20 protein-coding genes and 1 riboswitch are annotated in these 22,366 nt (G+C 73.9%); of the genes, 11 read left to right on the top strand and 9 right to left on the bottom strand.

Annotated elements, in window-relative coordinates; all coding sequences use genetic code 11:
* Positions 1–313: 313 nt before the first annotated feature.
* Together ABT015_RS04055 and ABT015_RS04050 are read right to left on the bottom strand one after the other, a co-directional pair.
* The gene (locus ABT015_RS04055; protein ID WP_350876546.1) at positions 314–958 is read right to left on the bottom strand and encodes a response regulator; all 645 of its coding nucleotides are present in this window, start codon (positions 956–958) and stop codon (positions 314–316) included.
* Positions 955–2,250 (bottom strand): sensor histidine kinase, encoded by a 1,296-nt coding sequence (locus tag ABT015_RS04050; RefSeq protein WP_350876544.1) that lies wholly within the window; start codon positions 2,248–2,250, stop codon positions 955–957. Before ABT015_RS04050 ends, ABT015_RS04055 begins: the two co-directional genes overlap by 4 nt.
* Positions 2,251–2,602: 352 nt before the next feature.
* Between ABT015_RS04050 and ABT015_RS04045 the strand changes: the two genes are divergently transcribed.
* From ABT015_RS04045 to ABT015_RS04010, 8 genes are all read left to right on the top strand, one after another.
* The gene (locus ABT015_RS04045; RefSeq protein ID WP_350876542.1) at positions 2,603–3,160 is read left to right on the top strand and encodes a GlcG/HbpS family heme-binding protein; all 558 of its coding nucleotides are present in this window, start codon (positions 2,603–2,605) and stop codon (positions 3,158–3,160) included.
* Between the two features lie 70 nt (positions 3,161–3,230).
* The gene (locus ABT015_RS04040; RefSeq protein ID WP_350876934.1) at positions 3,231–3,647 is read left to right on the top strand and encodes a PPOX class F420-dependent oxidoreductase; all 417 of its coding nucleotides are present in this window, start codon (positions 3,231–3,233) and stop codon (positions 3,645–3,647) included.
* A 43-nt stretch (positions 3,648–3,690) separates the two neighbouring features.
* On the top strand, positions 3,691–4,104 hold the full coding sequence (locus ABT015_RS04035; RefSeq protein WP_063348559.1) for a YunG family protein: 414 nt from the start codon (positions 3,691–3,693) through the stop codon (positions 4,102–4,104).
* A gap of 84 nt (positions 4,105–4,188) precedes the next feature.
* Entirely contained in the window at positions 4,189–5,073 is an 885-nt protein-coding gene (locus ABT015_RS04030) for an NAD(P)-dependent oxidoreductase (RefSeq protein ID WP_350876540.1), read from the top strand.
* An 82-nt stretch (positions 5,074–5,155) separates the two neighbouring features.
* Positions 5,156–5,734 (top strand): NAD(P)H-dependent oxidoreductase, encoded by a 579-nt coding sequence (locus tag ABT015_RS04025; RefSeq protein ID WP_350876538.1) that lies wholly within the window; start codon positions 5,156–5,158, stop codon positions 5,732–5,734.
* Positions 5,735–6,152: 418 nt separating this feature from the next.
* Entirely contained in the window at positions 6,153–7,349 is a 1,197-nt protein-coding gene (locus tag ABT015_RS04020; RefSeq protein WP_350876536.1) for an LPXTG cell wall anchor domain-containing protein, read from the top strand.
* A 170-nt stretch (positions 7,350–7,519) separates the two neighbouring features.
* The gene (locus tag ABT015_RS04015) at positions 7,520–8,746 is read left to right on the top strand and encodes a hypothetical protein (protein WP_402446522.1); all 1,227 of its coding nucleotides are present in this window, start codon (positions 7,520–7,522) and stop codon (positions 8,744–8,746) included.
* A 158-nt stretch (positions 8,747–8,904) separates the two neighbouring features.
* Entirely contained in the window at positions 8,905–9,678 is a 774-nt protein-coding gene (locus tag ABT015_RS04010) for a MerR family transcriptional regulator (RefSeq protein ID WP_350876534.1), read from the top strand.
* 35 nt (positions 9,679–9,713) lie between these two features.
* Here the strand turns inward: ABT015_RS04010 and ABT015_RS04005 are convergent, their stop codons facing one another.
* Positions 9,714–10,691 (bottom strand): helix-turn-helix domain-containing protein, encoded by a 978-nt coding sequence (locus ABT015_RS04005; protein WP_502897264.1) that lies wholly within the window; start codon positions 10,689–10,691, stop codon positions 9,714–9,716.
* A gap of 315 nt (positions 10,692–11,006) precedes the next feature.
* On the opposite strand from ABT015_RS04005, the gene ABT015_RS04000 reads away from it, so the two are divergent.
* The gene (locus tag ABT015_RS04000; protein ID WP_350876530.1) at positions 11,007–11,681 is read left to right on the top strand and encodes an RNA polymerase sigma factor; all 675 of its coding nucleotides are present in this window, start codon (positions 11,007–11,009) and stop codon (positions 11,679–11,681) included.
* Positions 11,678–13,132 carry a hypothetical protein gene (locus tag ABT015_RS03995; RefSeq protein ID WP_350876528.1) on the top strand — a complete coding sequence of 485 codons (1,455 nt, stop codon included), beginning with the start codon at positions 11,678–11,680 and terminating at the stop codon, positions 13,130–13,132. Before ABT015_RS04000 ends, ABT015_RS03995 begins: the two co-directional genes overlap by 4 nt.
* A gap of 52 nt (positions 13,133–13,184) precedes the next feature.
* Here the strand turns inward: ABT015_RS03995 and ABT015_RS03990 are convergent, their stop codons facing one another.
* Positions 13,185–14,684 (bottom strand): aminopeptidase P family protein, encoded by a 1,500-nt coding sequence (locus tag ABT015_RS03990; protein ID WP_350876526.1) that lies wholly within the window; start codon positions 14,682–14,684, stop codon positions 13,185–13,187.
* Positions 14,685–14,820: 136 nt separating this feature from the next.
* Entirely contained in the window at positions 14,821–16,257 is a 1,437-nt protein-coding gene (locus ABT015_RS03985; RefSeq protein ID WP_350876524.1) for a PP2C family protein-serine/threonine phosphatase, read from the bottom strand.
* A 613-nt stretch (positions 16,258–16,870) separates the two neighbouring features.
* Between ABT015_RS03985 and ABT015_RS03980 the strand changes: the two genes are divergently transcribed.
* Complete coding sequence (locus ABT015_RS03980; RefSeq protein WP_350876521.1) at positions 16,871–17,548, top strand: bifunctional DNA primase/polymerase; 678 nt, start codon at positions 16,871–16,873, stop codon at positions 17,546–17,548.
* Positions 17,549–17,756: 208 nt separating this feature from the next.
* Here the strand turns inward: ABT015_RS03980 and ABT015_RS03975 are convergent, their stop codons facing one another.
* From ABT015_RS03975 to ABT015_RS03960, 4 genes are all read right to left on the bottom strand, one after another.
* Positions 17,757–18,740, bottom strand: a complete 984-nt coding sequence (locus ABT015_RS03975) for a DUF5926 family protein (RefSeq protein ID WP_350876519.1) — start codon at positions 18,738–18,740, stop codon at positions 17,757–17,759.
* Between the two features lie 106 nt (positions 18,741–18,846).
* Entirely contained in the window at positions 18,847–19,389 is a 543-nt protein-coding gene (locus tag ABT015_RS03970; protein WP_350876516.1) for an ATP-binding protein, read from the bottom strand.
* Between the two features lie 305 nt (positions 19,390–19,694).
* Positions 19,695–20,519: a glycerophosphodiester phosphodiesterase family protein gene (locus ABT015_RS03965; protein ID WP_350876514.1), complete on the bottom strand. Its 825-nt coding sequence runs from the start codon at positions 20,517–20,519 to the stop codon at positions 19,695–19,697.
* A 79-nt stretch (positions 20,520–20,598) separates the two neighbouring features.
* The gene (locus ABT015_RS03960; protein ID WP_350876511.1) at positions 20,599–22,056 is read right to left on the bottom strand and encodes a purine-cytosine permease family protein; all 1,458 of its coding nucleotides are present in this window, start codon (positions 22,054–22,056) and stop codon (positions 20,599–20,601) included.
* Positions 22,049–22,196, bottom strand: a riboswitch (TPP riboswitch). Its footprint overlaps the gene before it by 8 nt.
* Positions 22,197–22,366: the final 170 nt, after the last annotated feature.

The following is a 22,366-nucleotide window of genomic DNA, read 5'->3' as shown; positions in this document are numbered from 1 at the left end:
TGGTTTGTCAATAGTGAGATCCACGAAAAATCCACAAACGTGATGGTCGGCCCGTAAGGTCCCGCCAAGCGTTGGACCAGCGGATTGAGGTCCGGCAGGACGCCCGGCGGCCGTTCGGCGGGCGCGCGACGGACTCCGGTACGGGCGGCGGACCGGGCGCGGGCCGTGCTGGAATCCGACATTCCGAGCATCATGGCAGCACGCAGTGACACCGCGCGAGCGCTGAGCGCAGCGGATGCGTCCGGCGGTGCTCCGGCAGGCTGACACGGAGTGAGTCCACCGGCGGGCCGGGCCGGTCGTACGTGAGGGCCCGTCAGCGCAGCAGCCGGCGCTCCTTGGCCACGGCCACCGCGCCGGCCCGGGTGTCCACCCCCAACTTGTCGTAGATCCGGCCGAGATGGGTCTTCACGGTGGCCTCGCTGATGAACAGCGCCCGGGCGATCTCCCGATTGCCCAGCCCCTGCCCCAGCTGCGCGAGGATGTCCTGCTCGCGCTCGGTGAGCTGCGGCGCGGGCGCCCGCATCTGCGCCATCACCCGGGAGGCGACCGGCGGCGAGAGCACCGTGCGGCCCCGCGCGGCGGCGTGCACGGCGGCGAACAGTTCCTCCGGCCGCTCGGCCTTCAGCAGGTAGCCGGTGGCGCCCGCGGCGATCGCCCGGGTGATGTCGGCGTCGGTGTCGTAGGTGGTGAGCACGAGCACGTGCGGGCCGCCCGGGGCGGCGGTGATCCGCCGGGTGGCCTCCACCCCGTCGATGCCGTCGCCGAGTTGGAGGTCCATCAACACCACCTGCGGCGCCAGCCCGGCGGCCAGCGCGACCGCCTCCTCCCCGGTGCTCGCCTCGCCGACCACCTCGATGTCGCCCGCGCTGGCGAGCAGCGCCAGCAGGCCGGCCCGGACCACCGCGTGGTCGTCGCAGACCAGCAGCCGGACGGGGGCGGGTCCGGTTCGTTCGCTCATCGGTGCTCCAGGGGGATCGCGGCGGAGACGACGGTGCCCTCGCCGGGGGTGCTCTCCACGGTCAGGGTGCCACCGAACTGCCGCAGCCGGGCGCGCATCGCGGGCAGCCCGTACCCGCGGCCGCCGGCCGCCCCGACCGCGCCCGGGTCGAAGCCCCGCCCGTCGTCGGCGACGTCCAGGACGGCCTGGTCGCCGAGGTAGGACAGGGTGATCGCCGCGGCCGACGCACCGGCGTGCTCCCGGACGTTGGCCAGCGCGCCCTGGGCGATCCGCAGCAGCGCGGACTGCGCGGCGGCGGGCAGCGGGACGGGCGTGCCGTCCAGGTGGAAGCGGACCGGCAGACCGCTCTCGGCGGCCTCCCGTCCGGCGAGCGCGCGCAGCGCCTGGTCGAGCGGACGGCCGTCGGCGAGTTCGGCCGGCGCGAGGTCGTGGACGAAGCGGCGGGCCTCGGCGAGGTTGCGGGCCGCCACCTCGGCGGCGGTCCGGACGTGGGTGCGGGCGGTCGTCGGCTCGGTGTCCCAGGTGCGCTCGGCGGCCTGCAGCAGCATCTGCTGGCTGGACAGCCCCTGGGCCAGGGTGTCGTGGATCTCCATGGCCAGCCGCTCGCGCTCCGCGTGGGTGCCCTCCCGCCGTTCGGTGGCGGCGAGTTCGCGCCGGGTGCGGACCAGGTCGGTGATCAGGGCGCGCTGCCGGGCGTCCTGCCGGTCCATGAACAGGAACACGCCGGTGGCGAGCGCGGCCACCGCGAACGGCAGCAGGACGAGGGTGGCGTCCGCCCCGCCGGCCAGCCGGAGCTCGGCGATCACCACCAGCAGTGTCAGGGCCGCTACGAGCGGGATCGCCGCCCGCGCGGTGAGCGTGCGCAGCGCGGTGTAGACCAGCGGGACGGCGCACCAGGCGAAGCTCGGCGCGAGCAGCACCAGCACCACCCAGAGCGCGACCACCAGCGCCAGCGGCCACCGGCGCCGCCGCGGAACCCGGTTGCCGGGCGCGGCTTCAGCCCCGGGCGCGGCTTCAGCCCCGGGCGCGGTTGCGGTCGCTGGTGACGGTGAGGGTGACGGTGACGGTGACGGGCGGCGGTGCGCGAGCCAGGAGCCGGCCGGCTGGGCGAGGGCGAGAGCGGTGCTCAGCCCGATCACCCAGGGGATCCGGGGGTTGCCGGGGTGGTGGGTGAGGTAGCGGCTGAGCGAGGCGGCGAGCAGCAGCAGGAAGGCGGAGTCGAGCAGCACCGCCAGGCGGCCCGCGTCCGGGTCGCCGGCGTCGTGACCGGCGGCGGGGCGGGGCTGCTGCACGGGTGGCTCCTGGTTGGACGGGCGATCGGCACCTGGGCGCCTCGGCGGGAGATCGGCACCCGGACGGGCACCGGCCGCCTCGACGGCGTTCCCGGTGCGCTCGGCGTTCCCGGTCCGCCCCGGCGCACCGACCTGCACCGACCTGCACCGATCCCTCGATGGTGGCCCGGTCGGCCCGGTCCCGCATCAGCCGATCGGTTGACGGGGCTGTCCTCCATCATGCCCGCGCGGTCGCGCCGGAGCGCCGATGTGGCGGGCCCCGCCCCGGCCGGAGGATCGAGGTGGAGCCGGGCGGACCCCCTGCCGCCCGGCGGCCCCGATCCCGTTCGCCGATCCGCTGAGGAGCTGGACCATGAAGAAGATCTCCGTGCGCACCCGGGTGCTGACCGGCACCCTCGCCGCCGCCGCGCTCGCCGCCACCGTGGGCGCCGTCTCGGCCAGCGCCGAGACCTCCGAGACCCCGGCCGCGCCGGCCGCGGTGAAGGTCGACGCCCAGAACAGGAACCTCGCCCAGAGCACCGGCCTGACCATCGACGCCGCGACCCGCGCCGCCCAGGCCACCCTGGACGCGGCGGCCAAGGCCGGCCAGCGCGTCTCGGTCGCGGTCGTCGACCGGGACGGCGTCACCCGGGTGCTGCTCAAGGGCGACGGCGCCGGCCCGCAGTCCCCGGAGTCGGCGCAGCGCAAGGCGTTCACGGCGGTCTCCTGGAACGCGCCGACCTCGGAGCTGACCAGGCGACTGGCCCAGGCCCCGACCCTCAAGGACATCCCGGGCACGCTGTTCCTGGCGGGCGGCGCCCCGGTGCAGTCCAAGGGCGCCCCGGTCGCGGCGATCGGTGTCGCGGGTGCGCCGAGCGGCGACCTGGACGAGCAGTTCGCGCAGGCGGGTGTCGCCGCACTGGCGAAGTGACCCCTGGCCGGTTGCCCGTCCCCTGATGCGCGGGGCGGGCCGACCGGCCAGGATGGGCGGTATGCCGACGATGACCGATGACCAGTGGCGGGCGTTCCTCTCCGAGGGCACCCGCACCGCCAAGCTCGCCACCACCCGGGCCGACGGCCGCCCGCACGTCGCGCCGGTCTGGTTCCTGCTGGACGGCGACGAGCTCGTCTTCAACACCGGTGCGGGCACCGTCAAGGGCCGGACCCTGGCCCGCGACGGTCGGGTGATGATCTGCGTGGACGACGACCGGCCGCCCTTCGCGTACGTTCTCGTGCAGGGCACCGCCCGGCTGAGCGAGGACCTGTCCGAGGTGCGCGCCTGGGCGACCCGGATCGCCGCCCGGTACATGGGGGAGGACGTCGCGGAGCAGTACGGGGCCCGGAACGGCGTGCCGGGGGAACTGCTCGTTCGGGTGAAGATCGAGAAGGTCTCCGCAGAACACGGGGTGGCCCTCTGAAAAGCCGGTGCCGCTGTCAGTGGTGCATGGCAGGCTTCCCGGTATGACGGCGTGGACCCTCAACGACATCGAACGTGCGATCCGCTCCTCCTGGGGTGTCGACACCTGTGCGCCCGAGGATCTGGCCCACTGGCGTCCCGACAATCCCGCCCGCGGCCAGTGCGGGGTGACGGCGATGGTGGTGCACGACCTGCTCGGCGGTGAGCTGATGATGGGCGAGGTGCACGTCGGCGGGATCCGGACGGATCTGCACTGGTGGAACCGCTTCGCCACCGGCATCGAGATCGACCTCACCCGCGAGCAGTTCGGGCCGGACGAACTGGTGAGCCCCGGCCGTCCGGTCGCCCGCCCGGCCCGCCCCGGTCGGCTCCAGGCCCAGTACGAGCTGCTGAGCCACCGGGTGGTCACCGAACTGGAACGCGGCCGCGTCCGGTTGCCGGAGCGCGCCTGCGCGTGAGTCCGTCCGGTACGCGGGAGGGCAGCCCTTCCTGACGTACAGTCATCCGCAGTGCGGTGACGGTGACGGCGACGGGAGTGCGCGATGGCCGGGGCGACGATCGGGTTCGTGGGGCTGGGTTCGATGGGGCGGGGCATGGCCGGCAGCCTGCTGCGGGCCGGTCACGCCGTCCGGGTCTGGAACCGCTCGCCCGAGCCGGTGGCCGCTCTGGTGGCCGAAGGCGCCGAGGCGGCCGGCACGCTCGCCGAGGTGTACGCCGCCGACACCGTGGTCTCCATGCTCGCCAACGACGAGGCGGTCGAACGGCTGCTGCTCGACCCCGCCCTGCTCGCGGGCGCCGCGACGACCCTGCACGTCAACATGGCCAGCATCTCCGTCGGGCTGGCCGAGCGCGCCGAGGCACTGCACGCCGAGCACGGCATCGGCTACCTCGCCGCCCCGGTCCTCGGCCGTCCGCCGGTCGCGGCGGCCGGCCGGTTGAACATCCTGACCGCCGGCGCGCCGGAGCTGCTGGCCCGCGCGGAGCCGCTGTTCGCCGCGATGGGGGAGCGCACCTGGCACTTCGGTGCGCTCCCGCGACAGGCCAACACCGCCAAGATCAGCACCAACTTCCTGCTGGCCTGCGCGATCGAGTCGATGGCCGAGGCGTGCAGCCTGGCCGAGGCCCACGGCGTCCGGCCGACCGACCTGGTCGAGATGTTCGCCGGCACGCTGTTTCCGGGGCCGGTGTACTCCGGCTACGGCGCGATGGTCGCCGAACGCCGCTACGAGCCGGCCGGGTTCAGGCTGCCACTGGGCCTCAAGGACGTCGGCCTGGCCCTGGAGGCCGGGGCCGCGCGGAACGTCCCGCTCCCGTTCGCCGGCATCCTGCGGGACGCCTTCCTGGACGCGCTGGCCCACGGCGACGCGGACAAGGACTGGGCGGCGGTCGCGGCCGTCGCCCGGCGCCGGGCCGGCCTGCCCGAGTGAACTCCCGGGCGCCAGAAGCGGAATAACCAGGGCGCGGGGGGTGCTCGCACCTGCATCCGCACCACCGACCGGGGGAGTTCCGATGGCCGACCAGCCGACGGGCGCCGAGACGCCGCGCGCCTTCCTGTTCCTCGACGCCAGTGCGCGCGCCGGCGGCAACTCCGAGCAACTCGCCCGGCTGGCCGTCGAGGCGAGCCTGCCGGCCGGGTCGGAGCAGCGCTGGCTGCGGCTGAGCGAGCACCCGCTGCCGCCCTTCGAGGACCTGCGGCACGTCGAGGGCGGCCGCTACCCCGAGCCGGTCGGTCACGAACGGACGTTGCTGGACGCCACGTTGGCGGCCACCGACCTGGTCTTCGTCGCACCGCTGTACTGGTACTCGCTGCCGACCAGCGCGAAGCTCTACCTCGACCACTGGTCGTCCTGGCTCCGGCAGCCCGGGGTGGCCTTCCGGGCCCGGATGCGCGGCGGCACCATCTGGGGCGTCACGGCCCTCGCCACCGAGGACGACAAGGCCGAACCGCTGATCGGCACGCTCCGGCTGACGGCCGAGTACATGGGGATGCGCTGGGGCGGCGCGCTGCTCGGCAACGGCACCCGCCCCGGGGACGTGCTGCGTGACGAGCGGGCGCTGATCGCGGCCAAGTCCTTCTTCGCGGGCTGAGCCCGCGCACCCGTTCCGGCGGGCGCTCGCGCGGGCGCTCGCGCGGACGTTCGCACCGGCGCGCACAAGGCGTTCGCACCGACCCTCACAGGACATTCACCCGGTCATTCGCCGGACGTTCACACGACCGATCGCTTCACGCCACGCGAGGCGGTGCGATACGGTCCCCCGGGCGTGTACCCGTCACCCTCCGGTCATCTTTCGGTAAAGAGCAAAAGCCTTACCGCAGGACGGAATTGGGCGATTCGGGCACTCCCGTCCCGTGAGCGGTCCCCAGCGTGACACCCGCCTTCCGGAGTGGCCGGATCCTTCGGTAATCTCCGTCGGACTTTCAAGCTTCGCGAGGGGTCAGAGGCGTCCACGGCCGCCCGCCCCGCCGCGCCCCGGGCCTCGCCCGGACTCTTCCGTGAGGTCTCCCTTGTCCATACGTCGCAGTCTTGCCCTTGCCGGCGTCGCCGCGCTCGCGTCCTCGCTCGTGCTGTCCGGCGCCCAGGGCGCCACGGCCGTCGGCACCACCGGTTCCCCGTCCGCCGCCGCGCAGGCGGCCGGCAAGGCCTCCCACCAGAGCCTCGACCTCTCGGTGAACGGCGTGCCCGGCACCTTCATCGCCGGCGGCGACGCCCGCGACTTCACCTTCAAGATCGACAACTCGACGAAGCACGACTTCCTCTTCCTCCCGCTGCTCAAGTTCAAGAACAAGGCGGGCTCGCTCAAGGCGAAGGACCTCAAGGTCCAGTACCAGCTGCCCGGTGGCCAGTGGCAGACCGGTGCGGTCGCCGCCGACGGCGGCGAGGACAAGGACAAGTCCGTCCTCACCCTGCTCGGTGCCCTCGGCCCGGACGGCAACCCCACCGACGACGACCTGCTCGTCGTGAACCGCGGCAAGAGCTTCTCGATCAAGGTCCGGGTCTCCTTCACCTCGGAGGCGCCGCTCGGCCGGGCCGGCGTCGTCCCGGTGGTGTTCTCCGCCGAGCTCGACGACGAGAGCCACGAGCCGGTCGACGGGGGCCACCTCAGCTGCGACGGCGTCCGCGGCGCGGGCTTCGTGATCAAGGCGGGCGGCGGCGGCAAGCCGAGCCCGACCATCAGCCCGAGCCACACCGGCAAGCCCAGCCCGACCGCGAGCACCTCGCCGACCGCGAGCACCTCGCCGACGGCCTCCCACTCGGCGAGCGCGAGCGCGAGCGCGAGCACGTCGCCGACGGCCTCCGCCTCCACCTCGGCCACCCCCTCCACCTCGGCCACCCCGAGCGCCGAGCCGACCACGCCGCCGACCTCGGTCCCGCCGACCACCCCGACGACGGGCGAGCCGTCCGCCTCCGCCTCCGCCTCCGCCTCCGCGTCGACCTCGGCCCCGGCCCCGGCTGACGGCAACGGCGACACCGCCGGCCCGATCGACTTCCCGGTGGCCGTCCCGACCCTCACCCCGCCGCCGCTCACCCCGGCCGCCGTCACCAAGGCCAAGGCCGCCGCCGACAACGGCGACAAGGCCCTGGCCCAGACCGGTGGCGGTGACGACACCACCGCCATCGCCGTGGCCGGCGGCGCCGTGCTGCTCGCCGGTGTCGGCACCCTCGTGGTGCTGCGCCGCCGCAAGTCGGCCCAGCAGGGCTGACCGCGGCCGCAAGGCACGCTCCAGCCGCTACACCGAGGCGGTACCCGCCCGACAACCGCCCGCGCCGCCCGGCCGTCCGTTCGACGGACCTCCGGGCGGCGCGGGCGGGACACCTGCGTCACATAGGATGTCCGGCCGGAGGGGGGCGGAACCGGCGGGGAGAGGGACAGGTGCGGGGATCACGCACGGCACGGGCGGCCACCGACTACGAGTCGGCGACCGGGCGGATCGCGGGGCTGCCGCTGCGCAGACACCACGTTCTGCTGGTGGCCTGGACGGTGCTCTGGTTCTTCCTGGTCGAGCCCAGCGGCGGCTTCTCCTGGCACTACCTGCGCCAGGGCGAGCAGCTGCTCTTCAGCGACCACCCGGACGGCGGGCTGGCGCTCTACGCCCACCACCCGGAACTGCAGATCGGCCCGGTCAGCCTGGCCGTGGCCCGGCTCACGGCCCCGTTCTCGGCCCACACCGGCCAGCTGATCGCCGAGGCGGCGATGTCCGGGCTCGGCCTGGTGATGCTGGTCCTGATCGGTCGCACCGCCGCCCTGTACTACCTGGGCACCGGTACCAACCACCGCCGGCTCCAGCAGCGCCTGCTGATCGCCGGACTGGCGTTCATCCCGATGTGGGTCGAGGTCTCGGTCCGCTTCGCGCACCTGGACGACGTCCTGGCGCTGTTCTTCACCACCCTCGCCGTGCACGCCCTGGCCCGCGGCAAACCCACCATGGTCGGCGTCTACCTGGCGCTGGCGGTGGACTCCAAGCCCTGGGCGATCGCCTTCGCCCCGCTGATCCTGGCGCTGCCCAGGCCCGCCTGGCTGCGCAGCGCGATCTGGTTCGTCGCACTGGTGGCGATCGCCTGGCTGCCGTTCTACCTGGGCAATCTGGACACCCTGGCCGCGGCCAAGTTCACCATCCCCAACCAGCCGGCCTCCGCACTGCGCTGGTTCGGGGTGACCGACCCGGCCACCCCCTGGTGGGACCGCCCGACCCAGTTCGCCCTCGGCCTCGGCCTCGGCACCATCGCGGTCTGGCGCGGCCGCTGGCCGGCCGTGGTGCTGCTCGGCGCGGACGCGCGGATCCTGCTCGACCCGAGCGTGTACACCTACTACACGGCCTCGATCCTGCTCGGCACCCTGCTCTGGGACGCGGTCGGGCAGAAGCGGCTCGTCCCGTGGTGGAGCTGGATAGCGCTGGCCGCGCTGTACGGCGGGACGCTGTTCATCCCGTCCGACGCGGGCCGCGGCTTCGTCCGGCTGGCCTTCGTGGTGGTCTCCGCCGCGTACGTGCTGTTCTGGCCCACCCAGCAGACGCGCCGCCCGCGGACCCCGGCGGACGGCGAGGGGCGGCGCCGTTCCTCCCGGCGGCGCGAACGCGTCCTGACCGGCACCGGAGCCTGACCGGCACCGGAGCCTGACCGGCACCGGAGCCTGACCGGCGCAGGCGCGGGCGCGGGCGCGGGCGCGGGCACAGCGCCGGGCCCTCCCTCCCGAGGACGGCTTGACCCTCACGCGGCGTGAGAGCGGAGGCTGGTGGTCAGCACGAAGGGAGAACCCGGATGAGCAGCGAGGGCTACTCGGTCGGATCCGTGGCCAAGATCGCCAAGGTGACCGTCCGCACCCTGCACCACTACGACGAGATCGGCCTGTTGTCCCCCGCGGGCCGCACCCGGACCGGCTACCGCCGCTACCAGGACGCCGACCTCGACCGATTGCAGCAGATCCTCTTCTACCGCGAACTCGGGTTCCCCCTGGAAGAGATCGCGGCGATCCTGGACGACGACTCGGTCAGCCCGAGCGAGCACCTCCGGCGGCAGCACCGGCTTCTGACCGACCGGATCAGGCACCTCCAGGACCTCGCCACAGCCGTCGAACACGCCATGGAGGCACGAAGAATGGGCATTCAGCTGAGCCCGGAGGAGAAGTTCGAGATCTTCGGCGAGGGCTACCAGGAGGAGTGGGAGCAGGAGGCCGAGCAGCGCTGGGGCGACACCGCGGCCTGGGCCGAGTCGCAGCGCCGCACCGGCGGCTACGACAAGGCCGACTGGCAGCGGATCCAGGCGGAGATGGCCGACCTCAACACCCGCTTGGTCGAGGCGCTCACCGCCGGCGAACCCGCCGACGGCGCCGCCGCCGCGGACCTCGCCGAGGCGCACCGGCAGCACATCCGCCGGAACTTCTACGACTGCACGTTCACCGTCCACCGCGGCCTGGCCGGGCTGTACGTCTCGGACCCGAGGTGGACCACCACCTACGAGAACCTCGCCCCGGGCCTGGCGCAGTGGCTGCACGACGCCATCCTCGCCAACGCGGACCGGCACGAGAAGGCATGACAACAGCCTGATGCCGGGCCGCGTGGCCGAGGGGGCTACGCGACCCCGCGCCCGAAGGAGCGCCGGTAGGCGGTCGGGGAGGTGCGCATCACCCGGCCGAAGTGGTGGCGGAAGGTCGCGGCGCTCTCGAAGCCGACCGCCGCCGCGATCTCCTCCACCGTCCCCTCCGGTGACTCCAGCAACGGCAGGCTGGCCGCGATGCGCTGGGTGACGACCCAGCGCATCGGGCTGGTGCCGTTGCGGGCCGTGAAGTGCCGCAGGTACGAGCGGTCCGACATCCGGGCGGCGCGGGCCAGCAGCGAGATGGTCAGCGGGGACGCCAGGTGTCCCATCGCCCACTGCATGCTGCGGGCGACCCCGTCGTCCTCCTCGTCGACCGGGCGGACGGCGGCCTCGATGAACTGGGCCTGCCCGCCGTCCCGGTGCGGCGCCACCACGAAGCGGCGGGCCACGCTGTTGGCCACCTTGGCGCCGTGGTCGCGGCGGACCAGGTGCAGGCAGAGGTCGATCCCGGCGGCGCTGCCCGCGCTGGTGAGCACGTTCCCGTTGTCGACGTACAGCACGTCCGGGTTGACCCGCACGTCCGGGTGGCGCTGCTGGAGCAGGTCGGCGTACCGCCAGTGGGTGGTCGCCTCCCGCCCGTCCAGCAGTCCGGCGGCGGCCAGCGCGAAGGCGCCCGAGCAGATCGAGACGATCCGGGCGCCGCGCTCGTGTGCCGTCCGCAGCGCGGCGACCAGCCCGGGGGAGACCGCGCCGCCGAACGCGTTCGGCACCCCGGGGACCACCACCGTGTCGGCCGCGGCCAGGTCGTCCAGCCCGTGCCGGGCGGTCAGCGCGAACCCGCCCACCGCGTCCAGCGCCGTCCCGGGCCGGTCGGCGCACACCTTCAGCCCGTACCAGGGCGCTGCCAGCAGGCCGCCCAGTTCGGGCCGGGCCAGGCCGAACACCTCCACCACCACGCCGAGCTCGAAGGGCGCCATGCCCGCGAAGGCGTACACCGCGACGTGGTGCACCGGTTCCGGGCGGGGGCCGATGACGACGGGCACCGGGCCCGGCCCGGTGTCGACCGGGCCCTCGACGTGCTGCTCGGCCATGCGGACCCCCTGCTGACGGGTGGCGGGATGGCGGTGAGTGTAGCCGTTTCGGCCGCCCGGGAATCTTCCTCGGATCCACCTGCAACCTCCACCCCGGTCACACGTCCATTGGTACGGGGGCGGAGAGAGGCGGGCCGAGGGTGGCTGTCAGGATCTCCCCGATCACGATCTTGATCAGGAGTCCTGACGGTCCGGCGAGAGCCGCCACCGTCCCGGGGGAAAGCGGAAACGCGCATGTCCATGGCCATCGGGCCGATCGCCGGGCCGACGAGGGGGCGCGGTTTCTCCGTTCGCGCAGTGGTCGCCGTGCTGTTCGGCGCGCAGGAGGCCGGCGAGGTGTCCGCCGGCCCGGGCGACGAGCAGTCGGTACAGCGCCGCTCCGGCTTCCGGCTGCTGCGCGGCGGGCGCAGGCCCGCGGAGGACCGGCCCACCCTGACCGACCTGTACCACGCCCACCGGCTGGGCCTGGTGCGGATGGCCGTCCTCCTGGTCGACCACCAGGACCTGGCCGAGGACGTCGTCCAGGAGGCCTTCACCCAGCTCTACCAGCGGTACGGCGAGCACCTGGACGACCTGGACAACGCGCTCGGCTACCTGCGCACCGCGGTGGTCAACGGCGCCCGGTCGATGCTGCGCCGCCGGAAGACCGCCCGCGAGTACGTCCCGCCGCACGAGCCCGACGCCGCCTCCGCGGAGGACCACGCGGTGCTCAACGACGAGCACCGGAGGGTGCTCGCGGCCATGCAGGAGCTGACCCCCCGCCAGCGCGAGGTGCTGGTGCTGCGCTACTGGTCCGACCTGTCGGAGGCGCAGATCGCCGAGACCCTGGGGCTGTCCCGGGGTGCCGTGAAGTCCACCGCCAGCCGGGCCCTGGACGCCTTGGAAAAGCATCTGGAGAAGGTTCGATGACCGACAAGCTCCCCGGCCGCGAGAGCGGAGGCCGAGACGGTGACGGGCCGGCCGAGACGGCGACCGAACGGCTGCTGCGCGAGGCGATGGACGCCCGCGCCTCGCTGATCACCGCGCGCACCCTGCGCCCGGCGCGATCTCCGCGCGGCCGGGTGCGGCGGTTGCGCCCGGTCTACCTGACCGCCGTGCCGGTCTTCGCGCTGGCCGCTTCGCTGGCGATCGGCCTGCTCACCTTCCACGGCGACCCGCTGGCCAAGCAGGACGTCCCCCCACCGGCCGCCACCATGACGACCTCGCCGAGCCCGTCCCCCGAGCCGACCGCCGCCCCGACCCCCACGGCCACCTCGCCGGACACCGGCAGCCCCGCCGCCGACCCGGGGACCGTCGCCCCCCTCTCCGACCCGACGTCGGCCGGCACCCGGACGACGGCGCCGCCCACCACCCCCGCCACCACCCCGGCCACCACCGCGCCGGCCGGGACGACGTACCCCTTCCGGGGCGCCAGGTTCAAGATCCCGCCAGGCTGGCGGGCCGTCAATCCCGATCCGTCCGCGAACAGCCTCTGCATCCTGAGCCCGAGTGCTCCGCAGGACGCCTCGGCCGGGGACTGCCTGCCGCACGGCGTGCTTCTGACGGTCACGGACCAGGAGCCGCAGGTCTGGCCGGGGCCGTCCTACCTGGATTCCGACACCGGATGGTCCCCGCAGCCCTGGTGCCCGGCGTGGGCCTACTCCCCCACGCTCACCAGGAACGGACAGATCGACAGTGTCGGCCCGACCAAGAGCACACCCACGGTTGCAGGCCGTGCGGCACGCAAGTCGCAGTGGCAGATCAACTGCGGCGGCGACGCCTTCACGGCCCAGATGTGGGCCCTGCCGAAGGACTTCGTGTCCGTCTCGGCGATCGGCCTCAAGGCCGACTACCAGCCCGGACTGATGACGATCGTCAACACCCTCGACCTGAGCGGCCGCCAGACGCCGCCCACGGAGGCCAACCGGAACGACATCACGGTCGCTTTCGACGGCCTGGCGGCCGGTCAGCAGCTGACGGCGGGGAGCTCGGTCGTCACCTTCTCGGTGACCTTCCGGAACACCAGCCAGAACACCTACGGCCAGTTGCAGCCACTGGTCGTCACGGAGCCCTACCCGGGTTCGCCGCCGGTGCAGGTCGTGCAGGCGCCCAACGACGGCAAGCTGGAGCGTCAGGACGGCGACACCTGGAGGCCGGTGTCGATGGGGCCGGGCAGCGACATGGGCTACGCGGTGGCGGACCAGGCGTCGTTCTTCTCCCTGGCCCCGGGGCAGACCAGGAAGGTCACCTACCGGCTGACCCTGGGCGCCGGGAACGGCCCGGGGGACATGCCGGTCTCGGCGCAGGTGACGCTTCCGTACAACGGAAGCAAGCTGACCGTGCTCGGCGACAAGAAGATCTCCGTCAAGGTCACCAAGTGACACGGGGGCCCGGCCTCCCCACCACGGGGAGGCCGGGCCCTCGGTGCGTGGCTCAGGCCAGCGAGGCCATCCAGGCCTCGACCTCGTCGGCGCGGCGCGGCAGGCCGGCCGAGAGGTTCTCGTTGCCGTCGGCGGTGACCAGGATGTCGTCCTCGATCCGGACGCCGATGCCGCGGTACTCCTGCGGCACGGTCAGGTCGTCCTGCTGGAAGTACAGGCCGGGCTCGACGGTGAGGACCATGCCGGGCACCAGCAGTGCGTCGGCGTGCTCCTCGCGGCGCGAGTGGGCGCAGTCGTGGACGTCGAGGCCGAGCATGTGGCCGGTGCCGTGCAGGGTCCACCGGCGCTGGAGGCCCAGCTCCAGGACCTTGTCGACGTCGTAGGCCGAGGCGTCCAGCAGGCCCCAGGCGAGCAGGCGCTCGGCGAGCACGCGCTGCGAGGCGTCGTGGAAGTCGCGGAAGCGGGCGCCGGGCTTCACCGCGGCGATGCCGGCCTCCTGGGCGTCGTACACGGCGTCGTAGATCTTGCGCTGGAGGTCGTTGAAGCGGCCGTCGATCGGCAGGGTGCGGGTGACGTCGGCGGTGTAGAGGGTGTGCGTCTCCACGCCGGCGTCCAGCAGCAGCAGCTCGCCGGGGCGGACGTCGCCGTCGTTGCGGACCCAGTGCAGCGTGGTGGCGTGCGGGCCGGCGGCGGCGATGGTGCCGTAGCCGACGTCGTTGCCCTCGACCCGGGCGCGGCGCCAGAAGGTGCCCTCGATCCAGCGCTCGGAGGTGGCGACGGCCTGGCCGAGCTCGCGGACCACGTCGGTGAAGCCCTTGACGGTGGCGTCGCAGGCGGCGCGCAGCTCGCCGACCTCCCACTCGTCCTTGACCAGCCGCAGGCCGCTCAGGAACTCCTTGAACTCGGCGTCCCGGTCGGCGTCCAGCACGTCGGCCAGGGTGTCCTCCAGGCCGGCGTCGTAGCCGCGGACGATCCGGGTGGGCACCGCGGAGTCCTTGGTGCGCCCGGCCAGTTCCTCGGCGGCCTTGCGCACGTCACGCGCCGGCAGGCCGAGCAGCTGCTCCTGCTCGCCCAGGCTGTTGCGGCGGCCGACCCACAGCTCGCCGTAGCCGTCCAGCCAGAACTCGCCGTTCTCGCGGTCGGAGCGGGGCAGCAGGTAGAGGGCGAACTCGTGGCCGGCGTCGCCGGTGGGCTCGGCGACGAGCACGGCGTCCTCGGTCTGGTCGCCGGTGAGGTGCACGTACTCGCTGGAGGCGCGGAAGCTGTAGTCGGTGTCGTTGGAGCGCACCCGCAGGTTGCCGGCCGGGACGACCAGCCGCTCGCCGGGGTAGGCGGCGGAGAGCCGGGCGCGGCGCTCGGCCGCGTACGCGGCCTGGGCGACCGGGACGAGGCCGTGCAGGTCGGTGTCGGCCCAGCCGGTCTTCATCGAGGCGGCCAGCTCGTCGGAGACCTCGCCGTACAGGCCGTTCTTGCGGCCCTTGAACTGCTGCGGCTCGTCGCCGCCGTCGGCTTCGGGGTTCTCGGCCACTGCGGGCGTGCGGTCCTCGGTCACGTGTAACGCCTCCTTGGGGTGGTACCGCCGCCCCTCGGGGGAGTGTCGGATCGCGACACGCGCGGGCGGCCGTGCGTCCATGGTACGGACGCCCGGCCGCTCGCCCGTTCGGGGTCGGGACGACTGTTCGGGGCGGCTATGCGAAGCGGGCCGCGAGCAGCAGCAGGTCGTCGGTGGCCGGTCCGGGGCCGGGGTCGGGGCAGACGGCCAGCAGGTGGGCGCAGAGCCGGTCCGGGTCGATCCGCACGTCGCGCGGGGCGTCGGCGGCGGCCCGGCGCAGGTTGGCCTGGCCGGCGTGCAGGGTCGGGCCGCAGCGGCGGGCCAGCCCCTCGGTGTAGAGCAGCAGGGTGTCGCCGCGGTCGGCGGTGAGCTCGACGCCGGGGGCCTCCCAGCAGGCCAGCATGCCGAGCGGGGCGGAGAGCGAGGTCTCCACGAACTCGGCGCCGTGCCGGCCGACCAGGACGGGCGGGCAGTGGCCGGCGCCGGCCAGGGTGATCCGGCGCTCCTCGGGTTCCACCCAGGCGTAGACGGCGGTGGCGGTGCGGGCCGGCTCGGTGGTCTTGAGCAGCAGTTCCAGGTCGCCGAGGACGGACACCGGGTCCTCGCCCTCCAGGACGGCGTAGGCGCGCAGCGCGGCCCGGATCCTGCCCATCGCGGCGGCCGCGCCGGGGGCGGAGCCGGGGCCCGCGCCGGGGCCGTCGCCGGAGACGGAGCCGACGGTGAGGCCGACGGTGCCGTCCGGCAGCGGGATGGCGTCGTACCAGTCGCTGCCGCAGGAGCGGTCCAGGCCGGCCGGGAGGATCCGGGCGGCCAGCCGCAGGCCGGCGGGCTGGGGGAGCCGGTCGGGCAGCAGGCCGCGGCGCAGCGCCTCGGTGGTGCGCCGGACCTTGTCCGCCTCCAGCTGTTTGGCGAGCAGCGGGGCGGCGATCCCGGCGTAGCGGTGGGCGAGCTCGCGCTGGCGCTCGGTGGGTTCGGCGGGCTCGTCGTAGAACCAGAGGGCGGCGGCGAGCGGGCCGTCCTCCTCGGTGGCGAGCGGCAGGCCGTAGCAGCCGCCGAGGCCGAGCTGGGTGGCGAGTTCGCGCAGCCGGGCGCCGGTGGCCGGGTCCTCGGCGAGGTCGGGGGAGTGCAGCCGTTCGGGCCGGTCCTGTTCGCGCAGCAGCCTGGCGAGCAGGCTCTGCTCGGGCGGGACGGTCTCCAGCGCGCCGAGGCTGGCGCGGTCGAGGCCGAGGCCGACGGGCTGGCCGGGCCGGCCGCCGGGCATCCGGGTGACCAGGACGCCGCGGCGGGCGCCGAGCAGGGCGGCGCCGGAGGCGAGGACGGTGTCCAGGGTGTCGGCGAGGCCGCGGGCGCGGGCGAGCTGTTCGGTGTGCCGGTGCAGGCTGGTGAAATCGGACAGTCGTCCGGCCAAACGGTCCTGCACCCCGGCGGCCGGTGCCGTGCGGACGTCCGCCGCGCCGTCCTGCGCGTCGGCGGGGCCGGGGAAGCCCGGTGGCTCGAGGACGGTCAGCCCGCCGGCGCTGCCGGGCTCGCCCGGCTCGGAGGGTGTCGACGACGACGGGTGGGACTCGGTCATGCCGCCACTCCTGACGTGCTACGTGCCATGCGGAACCCCCAGGTACGGCCGGTGTGGAGCGATGACGGCCAAAGGGCGCGTTTCGCCTCGATTCGCTACTACTCGTCATTGATCGACAGCAATGCCACCACTTCTACACAGGCCATTTGGGGCATGTCCAGATCCAGGACGACGCGGTGGCCTGTTCCACATCCGCGAGACCCGGTCGGGGGGCGCGTACGGCCTGGCCGCGCGCCGGTCCGGCCGGGAGGCATGGAGGGGACCGGGAGCGGGCAGAAGGGAGGGGACGGACCCGGCGGCCGTCCGGATCGTATGCCCGCGCCGCCCGGGGCCCGGGCTGGCCGGAAGTCTCTCACTCGTACGGTGGAACCAAGCGCGCCCGGGCGGCGTCCATCCGGTCGCATACGGGATTCTCGTTCCAGGGGCTGTTTCAGTGCGTGGCCCTTCTCATGTCGTGCTCCACACCGTGATCCACGTCGTCGCCGCGCCGCCCGCCATGCCGCCCGCCCCCCTTCGCGCCTTCGGGGCCGTGCCACCGCGGGTCCGCGTGACGAGTCCCGGCGGTGCCGACGGGCCGGAGCGAACCGAGCGGTCAGGGAAAGGAACGAGCGCCATGCGTGAGAACCCGAAAGATCCGTGTCCGCCCGCCACCCCCCACCACCCCGTCCAGGACGACGTCGCACGTCAGCGCCCTGCCCGGCTCGCCGCGGCCCTGACGGCCGCCGTCGACCACCGCTGGCCCGTGGTGCCGGGGGCCGTCCTGCGCGGCGGTCAGTGCTCCTGCGGCGACCAGGACTGCGTCGTGCCGGGCGCGCACCCGCACGACCCGTCGCTGCTGGCCGCCACCACGGACGCCCGGATGGTGCGCTGGTGGTGGGAGCGGCAGAGCCCGGACGCTCCGGTGCTGGCCGCCACCGGTTCGGTGGTCTCGGCGGTCAGCCTCCCGGCGGCGGCCGGCGCCCGGGCGCTGGTCTACCTGGGCGCGCTGCGGCTGCCGCTCGGTCCGGTGCTGGCGATGCCGGGCCGGTACGCGTTGCTGGTGGCCCCGTACTCGCTGGACGCGCTCGGCGAGATGCTCGCTCAACTCCCTTGGGTGCCAGGCTCGTTGCGCTACCACGGGGTGGACGGCTTCCTGCCGCTGCCGCCCGGCGGAGCGGCCGGCCGGGTGCGCTGGGTGCTGGCCCCGCGCCCGGACGCCGACGGCGGGGTGTGGCTGCCGCAGGTCGGGCCGCTGCTGGGCGAGTTGGTGGAGGCGACGGTCCGGTTGGACAGCGGTCGCTCGGCGTACTGATCCGCCGGTCCGTTCCCGGGGGCCGCTCGTCGGGGCCCTGCGGAAAACAAAAGATCCGGCCGCTGGCGACGGGGGATGCACCAGCGGCCGGACTCTTTAGACAGTAACAAGGATCCGCGCCCGCGCCAATTTCCAAGACGCCCTGCCCGCCCGGAAATTGCGGCTTCATGGCGACAATGTGACGCGTATCACCCGGATCCCGGGCGCTTTAGTTCAAGGTGACCTGACGGTTCACCAGGTTCGCGCGGGCGCGCCGCTCCTCGGCGGTCAGCGGGGTCTCGTCGGCGAGCACCGAGGCCAGCCGCTCGGCGAACTCGGCGGCCGGCTTCTCGCAGTCGGCGGCGGTCATGGCGAGCGGGAGGTCCCAGACCGGGACGGTCAGGCCGTGCGCGCGGAACGAGCCGACCAGGCGGGTGTCCGGGCCGAGCGAGGACTGGTCGGCGGCGCTCAGCCGGGCCAGCGCGTCCAGCAGCCGCTCCTCGGGCACGGTCATCACCCAGCGCAGGTGGTTCTTGTCGGGGGTGCCGCACCAGTAGGCGGCGTCGGCGCTCGCCAGCTTCTCGGTCGGGATGGCCGAGGCGTTGGCGCGCTCCAGGGAGGCGGCGACCTCGCCGGTCGCGGTCTCGGCGTCCTCCAGCCAGAACTCGAAGCCGGTGTGCACGGCCGGCGTGAACGCGGCGGTGACGTCCAGCAGGTCCTGCAGCCGGCGTCCGCCCGCCTCGGTCCGGCGGGACGGCACCGGGTTGCCCGGCTCGGTGGCCAGCGCCAGCTCCAGGGCGTCCGCGAGGTCGCGGCTGAGGTCGCCGGAGGAGGACTGGGTCTGCAGGCCGAGCAGGATGGAGCCGTCCTGGCGGCGCAGGGCCGGCCAGGCCAGCGGCAGCACGGTGGCCAGGGTCACCGACGGGACCTCGCCGACGGCGCCCTCGGCCACCCCGGCGGCCAGCGTCAGCGGCACCGTGGCGGCGGGCACCAGCTCGCGCAGCGCGACCCAGTCGGCCTCGCCCGACAGGCCCTCGAACGGGCGGTGCACCAGCTCCTGCACCGCGTGCGAGGCCTCCCGGCCGTGGCAGGCCTTGTACCGGCGGCCCGAACCGCAGGGGCAGTTCTCGCGGGCCCCCACCACGGGGACCTCGCCCGCGACGGCGGTGGTGGACTGACGCTGCGGCGCCTTCTTGGCGGCCTTCTTGCCCATGGTGCGGCTCTCCCGGGAACGGTGGTCCTTTGCTCCGGGCAGCCTACTGACGTTCCCCCGGCGCGCGGGCACGCGCCGGGCGGACGGGTGAGGAGCGCGCGTCGGTTCAGGCGCTGCGGGCGTCACCACCGGTGCGCCGGGCGTGCCGGGCCCGGGCGGGCAGCGCCGCCCAGACCGTCACCTCGCCGGGCGCGTCGCGCACGCCCCAGTCGCTGGCCAGCTGGTCGACGATGTTCAGGCCGCGACCGCCGCGCGAGGTCAGCGAGGGTCCTGCGGGCAGCGGCCGGGTGGTCGCGCCGCCGTCGGTGACCTCCAGGGTGAGCACGCCGTCGGCGTGCAGCTGCCAGCGGACCAGCACGCCGCCGTCCGTTCCGCTCCCGTGCTCCTCGTGCTCCCGGCCGCCCGGGGCGCAGTGCGTCCCGGAGGGGACGCCGACCAGCAGTTGGTCCACCACCTCGGCCCGGGCGCCGCGCCCCAGGGCCCGCAGCGGGCCGAGCGGACGGGCGTACCGACAGGCGTTGCTCAGCAGTTCGGAAAGGATCAGTACGGCATCATCGATGACCGGCTCCGGTATCTGCCGGTCGCCGAGATCTCGACGCAGTCGGCGCCGTGCGACCCCGACACTCGCTGGGCCGTGCGGCACTGCCATGGTCGATGAAGTCGGCACTTCACGCGCCACCATCAACGCCACCCCCGGACCTCCTTCAGCGTATGCCGAGGGAGAGATGCCCCTTGGTAATGCGTCGGAAACGACCGCCGGACGATCCCGCGAGGACATTTCAAGCGATTGCGACCGAGGGTGGACCTGAGGTCATTCCGTGCTCACCCTGCGTCGCACCGGCGCATGAATTCCGGCAATAACGCGCCCGGAAGGTTTGACTGCCGACCAGAACGATCAGGTTGTGTCCGGGCTTTGCGGGTGGATTTGCGGCGGCCCCGCGGACCGACGCCGGATCACCGACCGAGCTGCGCCAGGACCTCGGCGGGCCGGTTGGTGATGATCGCGGACACCCCGAGCTCCAGGCACAGTTCCACGTCGGCCGGTTCGTCCACGGTCCACACGTGCACCTCGTGCCCCAGCTCGCGCAGCCGCGTCACCAACTGCGGGCGGGCCCGCACCAGGTCGATGCCGGGCCCGGCGATCCGCGCCCCGCCCGGCAGCGGGGAGCCCGGGCGCAGCCGGCCGAGCAGCGGCAGGGTCCGTTCGAACAGGAACACCCGCCGGTACTCCGGCGCCGAGGCCGCCACCCGGTTCAGCCCCACCGAGGAGAAGCTCATGATCCGGGCCGAGGGGCGCTCGCCCTCCCGGCTCGCGCCGATCTTGAAGCGTTCGAGCGTCCGCAGCAGCTCGGTCTCCACCCGGCCGCGGTAGCGCACCGGGTGCTTGGTCTCGATCGCCAGGTCCACCGGGCGGCCGCAGTCCACCACCAGCTCCAGCAGCCGCTCCAGCCGCAGCACGCCGCGCAGCTCGGGGTCGGTGCTGGGGCGGCCGGTCTTCCAGGCGCCGAAGTCGTACGCCTCCAGCTCGGCCAGCGTCATCGCCGAGACGGTGCCCTGGCCGTTGGAGACCCGGCCGATCCGGCGGTCGTGCACGCAGACCAGCTCGCCGTCGGCGGTCAGCCGGACGTCGCACTCGACCGCGTCCGCGCCCTCGTCGAGCGCGCGCCGGTACGCCGCCAGGGTGTGCTCGGGCAGGGCGTGCGAGGAACCGCGGTGGGCGATCACCTGGACGGGCGGCGTGGTGCGCGCCGCCGTCGAGGACGGGTCTGTGCTGGTCACGGGCCCCACGATAGGCGGCGGAAGTGACGCGCAGGCGAAGACGGCCCCAATCCGCGGGGCCGTCTTCGGTGCCGGTCGGTCAGCTCTGCGCCGCCCTGCGGGTCAGCGGGGTGAGAGCCCAGGTGACCAGGGCCGGCACCAGGAAGGCGAACAGCGAGGCGGACGTCCACTCCTGCGGGGTGAAGTGCAGGGCGGCCTGGGCGGAGGTCCAGAAGTCCGTCCACCAGCCGGCCACCGCGGTCGGCGCGATGAACTGGTAGACCGCGAAGCCCAGCACCCACGGCAGCAGCATCAGGCGGCGCGAGGGCGCGTCGGCGGAGAGGTTCCAGCCGTACCGGCCGGCGCCGAAGAAGTAGTCGACCGCCAGCACCGCCAGCAGCGGCACGAAGACCGAGCCGATCAGGCCGAGGAAGTTGGTGTAGGTGTCGGTGAACTTGTCGATCTGCAGCGCCAGCACGGTGATCAGCAGGCCGATCCCGCCGGTCAGCACCCGGCGGTCCACCTTCGGCAGCAGGTTCTGCACCGACATCGCGGTCGAGTACACGTTGGCGAAGGACTGGTCCGTCTCGCGCAGCACCAGCACCAGCAGGAACAGCCAGCCGGCCCAGACGCCGAGGAAGGAGTCGAAGATCCTGTTCGGGTCGCCGCCGGACTGCAGCAGCGCCATCAGGCCGAGCACGTAGCACCAGACCTGGGCGATCGTGTAGCCGGAGAAGCTGCCCCAGAACGCCGAGCGCGCGGTGCGCGAGTGCCGGGTGTAGTCGGCGGCCAGCGGGACGAAGGAGATCGACACCGCGATCATCGCGTCGGTGGCGCCCAGGAAGCCGTGCCAGTTGCCGGCGCCCGGGTCGGGCACCCCCTGGCGGCCCAGCTGGACGGTGAAGTACACCATCGCGACGGCGACCGCACCGGCCACGAAGCGGCGCAGCACCGCGATCGAGCCCAGCGGCCAGATGGTCAGCGCGGTGGTCAGCGCTCCCGCCAGGAGCACGAACAGCCAGCGGTAGCCGTCGGTGTGGGCGACGGTCTGCGCGCCCGCCGCGATCGTCAGCAGCTCGAACACGCCCCAGCCGACGCACTGGACGATGTTCAGCACCGTCGGGACGTACGACAGCCGGGTGCCGAACAGCCCGCGCAGGTTCGCCATCGCGGGCGCGCCGGTACGGGCCCCGATCAGCGCGGCCACGCCGAGCATCGCGGTGCCGACCACGGTGCCGGCCACGATCGCGGTCACCGCGGCGGCCAGCGACAGCTCGCTGCCCTTGGCGCCGAGCACGGTCGCGGCGGTGGAGAAGCCGATCAGGCTGACGCCCAGGTTCATCCAGAGCGCGAAGTGGTCCCGGAAGCGCAGCGTGCGCGGCGGCTCGGTGTCCAGCACGAGCGGCGCCTCGGTACGCTCCGGGCGGTCCAGGACGGCGGTCGCCGTGCCGGTGGGGCCGGTGCGCCCGCTGTCACCGCCGTCAGCGGCCGGGGACGGTTCCGGGAAACCCTTGGACGCGGGCGCGTCCGAAGAAGAGGATGGCGAAGCAGGCGACATGGCCGATACTCCCTACGCCGGCATTACCCGGACAGGTTCCGGCGGTCTGCGCCCCCTCGACGGTCCGCCCACGATCCCGTGGCGTACGGTCGACCAGCGCACTCTCAGCCTGGTTGGTCCAAGCTCCCGCGTGTCAGTTGTGAGCGACAGGCTAACCGGCCCGGGGGTGAACGCCAAGGCCACGGGGTGTGCGGCCCGCATCGCGGGACGCCCGGCGGAGGTGGGGGAGCCTCCAGTCGTCGGCGCAGGACAGCCTGGTCGGCGGCCCGGCTGTCGGCGGCGGCTAAGGATTCTTATGAGTTATTCAGAG

The organism is Kitasatospora sp. NPDC094016 (genome assembly GCF_040304045.1).
Lineage (GTDB): Bacteria > Actinomycetota > Actinomycetes > Streptomycetales > Streptomycetaceae > Kitasatospora.
This window is presented reverse-complemented; position numbering and strand designations above follow the sequence as displayed.

Bases quoted from the DNA above. Each gene is read 5' to 3' on its own strand.
- ABT015_RS04055 (WP_350876546.1), bottom strand. From the start codon at position 958: ATGAGCGAACGAACCGGACCCGCCCCCGTCCGGCTGCTGGTCTGCGAC.
- ABT015_RS04045 (WP_350876542.1), top strand. From the start codon at position 2,603: ATGAAGAAGATCTCCGTGCGCACCCGGGTGCTGACCGGCACCCTCGCC.
- ABT015_RS04040 (WP_350876934.1), top strand. From the start codon at position 3,231: ATGACCGATGACCAGTGGCGGGCGTTCCTCTCCGAGGGCACCCGCACC.
- ABT015_RS04035 (WP_063348559.1), top strand. From the start codon at position 3,691: ATGACGGCGTGGACCCTCAACGACATCGAACGTGCGATCCGCTCCTCC.
- ABT015_RS04030 (WP_350876540.1), top strand. From the start codon at position 4,189: ATGGCCGGGGCGACGATCGGGTTCGTGGGGCTGGGTTCGATGGGGCGG.
- ABT015_RS04025 (WP_350876538.1), top strand. From the start codon at position 5,156: ATGGCCGACCAGCCGACGGGCGCCGAGACGCCGCGCGCCTTCCTGTTC.
- ABT015_RS04010 (WP_350876534.1), top strand. From the start codon at position 8,905: ATGAGCAGCGAGGGCTACTCGGTCGGATCCGTGGCCAAGATCGCCAAG.
- ABT015_RS04000 (WP_350876530.1), top strand. From the start codon at position 11,007: ATGTCCATGGCCATCGGGCCGATCGCCGGGCCGACGAGGGGGCGCGGT.
- ABT015_RS03995 (WP_350876528.1), top strand. From the start codon at position 11,678: ATGACCGACAAGCTCCCCGGCCGCGAGAGCGGAGGCCGAGACGGTGAC.
- ABT015_RS03985 (WP_350876524.1), bottom strand. From the start codon at position 16,257: ATGACCGAGTCCCACCCGTCGTCGTCGACACCCTCCGAGCCGGGCGAG.
- ABT015_RS03980 (WP_350876521.1), top strand. From the start codon at position 16,871: ATGCGTGAGAACCCGAAAGATCCGTGTCCGCCCGCCACCCCCCACCAC.
- ABT015_RS03975 (WP_350876519.1), bottom strand. From the start codon at position 18,740: ATGGGCAAGAAGGCCGCCAAGAAGGCGCCGCAGCGTCAGTCCACCACC.
- ABT015_RS03970 (WP_350876516.1), bottom strand. From the start codon at position 19,389: ATGGCAGTGCCGCACGGCCCAGCGAGTGTCGGGGTCGCACGGCGCCGA.
- ABT015_RS03960 (WP_350876511.1), bottom strand. From the start codon at position 22,056: ATGTCGCCTGCTTCGCCATCCTCTTCTTCGGACGCGCCCGCGTCCAAG.